The following is a 5,754-nucleotide window of genomic DNA, read 5'->3' as shown; positions in this document are numbered from 1 at the left end:
CCGCGACGCCCGCATCGCGATGATCTACGAGGGCGCCAACGGCGTGCAGGCGCTAGATCTCGTGGGCCGCAAACTGGCGCAGGACGGCGGCAAGCACGTGATGGCCTTCTTTGATCTTGTGAAATCCTTCTGCAAGGAAAACGCCGATATTTCAGAAGACTACGCCAAAGACTTCATCGAACCCCTGAAAGCCGGTTCCAAGGATCTGCAAGCGGCGGGCATGTATTTCATGCAGAACGGCATGAAGAACCCCAACAACGCGCTGGCGGGCTCTTATGACTTCATGCATATGTTCGGCCATGTCTGCCTTGGCCTGATGTGGGCGATGATGGGCAAGGCCGCGCAGTCTGCGCTCGACAGCGGGACCTCTGACGCGGCGTTCTACGAGACAAAGCTCGCCACTGGCCGCTACTACATGGCGCGTCAGCTGCCAGCCACCAAACTGCACCTGGCCCGGATCGAAAGCGGCGCGGACACGGTGATGGCACTGGAAGCGGACCAGTTCTGATTGCCAGCGATTGTAGGGTGCCCGAACCTGCGGGCACCCGCTCCCGCCGCCGGATGCCAGTGCCCTTGGCCCCAAAGGAATGCCTCATGCCCAAACGTTTCCGCCTGACCCGCCGCTTCCCCGTCGCAATGACGGAAGACGGCTACCGCAGGCTCAAACGTTTTGCCCATGAGGCCGGCCTCGACGAGGGAGAGGCACTCTCGTTCCTGTTTGAACATTTTGATAGCGTGACCGATCAGGAAAATCTGACCCACCGGCTAAGGCTCTTCAACAGCGAACTGGAGGCACGCAAGCGGTAAAGCAGAGAACAGACGAGGGAGGATAACATAAGGTGCAGCAACAATCGCCAGTTTCAAGCCGAGAACTCGGATGCCTCCGGCGGGGATATTTCAAAAAAGATGAAAGCAAGGGGCGCACTTGCCCCCGGGCTCTCCGCCTAATGGGCAAGCGCGCTTTCACCTTTTGCGGTCATCGGCTTCCCAGCCTGTACCGCAACACCATATTGCTGCCATCATGGTTAATAAACGTTCAACTCATTTCATCTTTTTTCAAGTATCCCACGGGGGCGCGGGGGTGTGAAACCCCCGCTCTGACGCCAGCCACAGGAGACACCCTATGACAATGAAACTCTATTGCTTTGGTGAAAGCGGCCACTCCTACAAGGCCGCGCTTGCGCTGGAGCTGGCGGGCCTCGCGTGGGAGCCAGTCTTTGTCGATTTCTTTAGCGGTGCCACCCGGGGAGAGGCCTTTCGCAGTGACATCAACGAGATGGGCGAATGCCCCGTTTTGGTGGATGGGGGTGTAACGCTCAGTCAATCGGCCGTCATTCAACAGTATCTGTCTGAGACATACGGCAATTTTGGTGGCACCACCGCAGAAGAGAACCGCGAGATCCTGCGCTGGCAGCTCTGGGACAATCACAAGCTTTCGTCCAACGCGGGGCTGTGCCGGTTCCTGATGAACTTCCTGCCCAAGGATACACGCCCGGCGGAGGTGATCGGCTTTTTGCAAGGGCGGCTGAAAGCGGCCTATGCGGTTCTCGACAAGCACCTGGAGGGCCGCGACTGGATCGTGGGTGCGCATCTCAGCAATGCGGATCTCACCTGCTGTAGTTATCTCTACTACCCGGAGCCTTTTGGCTTTGACCGCGCTGACTATCCAAACATCGACGCCTGGCTTTCACGCATCAGCGCGCAGCCCGGCTGGAAACACCCCTATGACCTGATGCCCGGCAACCCGTCGGATCGAGCTTGAGGAGACAACAATGACCGAAGCATTCATCTATGACACCGTCCGCACCCCACGTGGCAAGGGACGCAAGGATGGCGCCCTGCACGAGGTGACCTCGGTGCGGCTCTCTGCCCTGACCCTCAACGCTTTGAAAGAGCGCAACAATCTCGAAGGCCATGCGGTCGAGGATGTGATCTGGGGCAATGTCACCCAGGTGATGGAACAGGGCGGCTGCCTCGCGCGCTCTGCTGTGCTGGCCTCCGATCTGGATCAGTCGATCCCCGGGCTTGCGATCAACCGCTTCTGCGCCTCTGGTATGGAGGCGGTGAACCTGGCGGCAAACCAGGTCAAGGGCGGCGCCGGGGATGGCTATATCGCGGGCGGTGTCGAGATGATGGGGCGCGTCGCCATGGGCTCTGACGGGGCGGCGATTGCCGTCGATCCGAGCCTTGCGATGGAGACCTATTTCGTGCCGCAAGGGATTTCGGCCGATATCATCGCCACCGAATATGGCTTTAGCCGCGAGCAGGCCGATGCGCTGGCGGTCGAGAGCCAGCGCCGTGCCAAGGCGGCCTGGGACGACAACCGCTTTGCCAAATCGGTGATCACCGTGCGCGATCAGAACGGGCTCGCGATCCTCGATCATGATGAATACATGCGCCCGGGCACCGATATGCAGGCGCTTGGCGCGCTCAATGCCTCCTTTCAGATGATGGGCGAGGTGATGCCGGGCTTTGATGCGGTGGCGAAACTGAAATACCCGCATCTGGAAAAGATCAACCATATCCACCACGCCGGCAACTCCTCCGGGATCGTTGACGGCGCGGCGGCGGTGCTGATCGGCAACAAGGAATTTGGTATCCGCCACGGGCTGAAACCCCGCGCCCGCATCAAGGCCACCGCCAAGATCGGCACCGATCCCACCATCATGCTGACTGGCCCGGTGCCGGTGACCGAAAAGATCCTCGCCGAGACCGGCATGTCGATCTCTGATCTGGATCTGTTTGAGGTCAACGAGGCCTTTGCCTCGGTCGTGCTGCGCTTCATGCAGGCCTTTGAGGTGGACCCTGCCCTGGTGAACCCGAACGGCGGCTCGATCGCCATGGGCCACCCCCTGGGTGCGACCGGCGCGATCATCATTGGCACGCTGCTGGACGAGCTGGAGCGTCAGGACAAGACCTGCGGCCTCGCGACGCTTTGCATTGCTTCGGGCATGGGGGCCGCCACCATTATCGAGCGCGTCTGATGCCCAAGCTGGATCTCTCGAAAATCCCCGTCAAGACCGGCTCCAGCTATCCCGGCAAGCTGGCCGAGAGCGTCGCCGGGCGCAGCTCGCAGCGACTGGGCGACGCCGCCGGGTTGAGCCAATATGGTGTCAACCTCGTGCATCTGGAGCCCGGCGCCATGTCGAGCTTGCGCCACTACCACATGGAGCAGGACGAATTTGTCATGGTCACCGCTGGCACCTGTGTGCTGGTGGATGACCACGGCGAACATGAGATGAACCCGGGCGATTGCGCCGCCTTTCCCAAGGGCGACGCCAACGGCCACCATTTTATCAACCGCAGCGAGGCGATGGCGACCTTCCTGGTGATCGGCACAAGGACCGAGACCGAAACCGGCTATTACAGCGATGTCGACATGAGGGTGACATCCGCCGGGGGCACCTTCAGCTACACCCGCAAAGACGGCAGCCCGCTGACCGCTGAGCAGATCGGAGACGACACATGAGCGATTTTACATATACCGTAGACGCCGATGGCATCGCCATCATCACCTGGGACGCCGTCGGCAAGAGCATGAACGTCCTCACCCGCGACGCCTTTGTTCTGGTGGATGAGCTCATCGACCGCGCTTTGGGTGACGAGGCCGTCAAAGGCCTGGTGATCACCTCCGGCAAAAAGGATTTTGCCGGTGGCATGGATCTGAACGCATTGGCCTCGATCCGCGAAGAAGCGGGCGAGAACCCGGCTCAGGGCCTGTTTGATTTCACCATGAAAGGCCACCAGACCCTGCGCAAACTGGAACGCGCGGGCATGGAGCCCAAGACCAACAAGGGCGGCAAGCCCGTGGCCTGCGCCATCAATGGCACCTGCGCCGGTATCGGCACCGAGATCGCGCTGGCCTGCCATTACCGCGCCATGACGGATAATCCCAAGGCCAAGATCGGCCTGCCGGAGATCCTCGTCGGGCTGTTTCCCGGCTCTGGCGGCACCACCCGCTATTCGCGCATGGTCGGTGCGGTGAACGCAGCGCCGGTTCTGCTCGAAGGCAAGATGCTGGAGCCCAAGAAGGCCAAGGCAGCCAGCCTGGTGGATGAGGTCACCGCTGACCCGCTGGAGGCCGCGCGGCAATGGGTGCTCAATCCAAACCCCGCCGATATGGTGAAACCCTGGGACGCCAAAGGCTACAAGATGCCGGGCGGCGCGCCCTATCATCCGGCGGGCTTCATGAACTATGTCGGCGCCTCCGCGATGGTGCATGGCAAGACCCAGGGCGCCTTCCCGGCGGCCAAGGCGTTGCTGTCGGCGGTCTATGAAGGCGCCTTGGTGGATTTTGACACCGCGCTGAAGATCGAGGCGCGCTGGTTCGCCCATGTGTTGATGAACCCGTCGTCTTCGGCGATGATCCGCTCGCTATTCCTGAACAAGCAGGCGCTGGAAAAAGGCGCGGTGCGGCCCAAGGGCATCGACGACCAGAAGGTGCAGAAGATCGGTGTGCTCGGGGCTGGCATGATGGGTGCGGGCATCGCGCTGGTCTCGGCTCAGGCGGGCATTGAGGTGGTGCTGATCGACCGCGACCAGGCGGCGGCGGACAAGGGCAAGGCCTATTCCGCCAGCTACATGGACAAGGGCATCAAGCGCGGCAAGGCCACCGAGGAAAAGAAAGCAGCCCTGTTGGAGCGGATCACCGCAACCGCGGATCTGGAAAAGCTGCAAGGCTGTGATCTGATCATCGAAGCGGTGTTTGAGGATCCCGCCGTCAAGGCCGAGATGACCAAACGCGTTGAGGCGGTCATCCCGGAAGCGTGCATCTTCGCCTCCAACACCTCGACCCTGCCGATCACCGAACTGGCCAAAGCCTCAGGTCGGCCAGAGCAGTTCATCGGTATTCACTTCTTCTCGCCGGTCGAGAAAATGCTGCTGGTGGAGATCATCAAGGGCAAGGAGACCGGGGACCGCGCGGTGGCCAAGGCGCTGGACTACGTGCGCCAGATCCGCAAGACGCCAATTGTCGTGAATGATGCACGCTTCTTCTACTGCAACCGCTGCATCATCCCCTATATCAACGAGGGCGCGCGGATGATCACCGAGGGCGTCTCGCCGGTTCTGATCGACAATGCCGCGCGGCAGCTGGGCTTCCCGGTGGGGCCGATCCAGCTCACCGATGAGACCTCGATCGACCTCGGCGCCAAGATCGCCCGCGCCACCAAGGCGGCGATGGGTGAGGCCTACCCCGAGAGCCCGGCGGATGATCTGATCTTCTGGATGGAAGACCAGGGCCGTCTGGGGCGCAAGGCCAATGCAGGCTTCTTTGACTATGACGACAAGGGCAAACGGGTCGAGTACTGGAAGGGCCTTCAGGACAAATACCCGCAGGCCGCAGAGCAACCGGCGCTGATCGAAGTGCAGGAACGGCTGATGTTTGCGCAGGTGCTGGAGGCGGTGCGGGCGCTGGAGGAAGGCGTGTTGATGGACATCCGCGAAGGCGATGTTGGCGCCATCCTCGCCTGGGGCTTTGCGCCCTGGTCCGGTGGTCCGCTGAGCTGGCTGGACATCATCGGCACGCCCTATGCCGCCGAGCGCTGCGATCAGCTGGCCGAAGCCTATGGCGACCGGTTTGCCTGCCCGCCGCTGCTGCGCGAGATGGCAGAGAAAGGCCAAAGCTTCTATGGCCGCTTTGCCTCTGCGCCGGAGGCCGCTGCCTGATCTTTCCGGTGGCATGAGATAGAAAGGGCCGCCCCCTAGGGCGGCCTTTTTTATGCGAGGCGCTGCCTCGCGCTCCGGGATATTTGG

6 protein-coding genes are annotated in these 5,754 nt (G+C 61.6%); all 6 read left to right on the top strand.

All coding sequences use genetic code 11. The annotated features are described in order from the left end of the window. Positions 1–508 (top strand): acyl-CoA dehydrogenase C-terminal domain-containing protein (locus HCZ87_RS19475; RefSeq protein WP_167646582.1); only part of this gene is annotated, 508 nt, incomplete at its 5' end. A gap of 86 nt (positions 509–594) precedes the next feature. Next, the gene (locus tag HCZ87_RS19470) at positions 595–807 is read left to right on the top strand and encodes a hypothetical protein (protein ID WP_167646580.1); all 213 of its coding nucleotides are present in this window, start codon (positions 595–597) and stop codon (positions 805–807) included. A 316-nt stretch (positions 808–1,123) separates the two neighbouring features. Continuing rightward, the gene (locus HCZ87_RS19465) at positions 1,124–1,762 is read left to right on the top strand and encodes a glutathione S-transferase family protein (protein WP_167646578.1); all 639 of its coding nucleotides are present in this window, start codon (positions 1,124–1,126) and stop codon (positions 1,760–1,762) included. Positions 1,763–1,772: 10 nt separating this feature from the next. After that, positions 1,773–2,984 carry an acetyl-CoA C-acetyltransferase gene (locus HCZ87_RS19460; RefSeq protein ID WP_167646576.1) on the top strand — a complete coding sequence of 404 codons (1,212 nt, stop codon included), beginning with the start codon at positions 1,773–1,775 and terminating at the stop codon, positions 2,982–2,984. Then, positions 2,984–3,469 (top strand): cupin domain-containing protein, encoded by a 486-nt coding sequence (locus tag HCZ87_RS19455; protein ID WP_167646574.1) that lies wholly within the window; start codon positions 2,984–2,986, stop codon positions 3,467–3,469. Before HCZ87_RS19460 ends, HCZ87_RS19455 begins: the two co-directional genes overlap by 1 nt. Further along, positions 3,466–5,667, top strand: coding sequence for a 3-hydroxyacyl-CoA dehydrogenase NAD-binding domain-containing protein (locus HCZ87_RS19450; RefSeq protein ID WP_167646572.1), 2,202 nt, complete (start codon positions 3,466–3,468; stop codon positions 5,665–5,667). Before HCZ87_RS19455 ends, HCZ87_RS19450 begins: the two co-directional genes overlap by 4 nt. Positions 5,668–5,754: the final 87 nt, after the last annotated feature.

Source organism: Phaeobacter sp. HF9A (genome assembly GCF_011806385.1).
Taxonomy (GTDB): Bacteria; Pseudomonadota; Alphaproteobacteria; order Rhodobacterales; family Rhodobacteraceae; genus Epibacterium.
This window is presented reverse-complemented; position numbering and strand designations above follow the sequence as displayed.

Coding starts and splice junctions, on each gene's coding strand:
- HCZ87_RS19455 (WP_167646574.1), top strand. CDS start 2,984: ATGCCCAAGCTGGATCTCTCGAAAATCCCCGTCAAGACCGGCTCCAGC.
- HCZ87_RS19465 (WP_167646578.1), top strand. CDS start 1,124: ATGACAATGAAACTCTATTGCTTTGGTGAAAGCGGCCACTCCTACAAG.
- HCZ87_RS19470 (WP_167646580.1), top strand. CDS start 595: ATGCCCAAACGTTTCCGCCTGACCCGCCGCTTCCCCGTCGCAATGACG.
- HCZ87_RS19460 (WP_167646576.1), top strand. CDS start 1,773: ATGACCGAAGCATTCATCTATGACACCGTCCGCACCCCACGTGGCAAG.
- HCZ87_RS19450 (WP_167646572.1), top strand. CDS start 3,466: ATGAGCGATTTTACATATACCGTAGACGCCGATGGCATCGCCATCATC.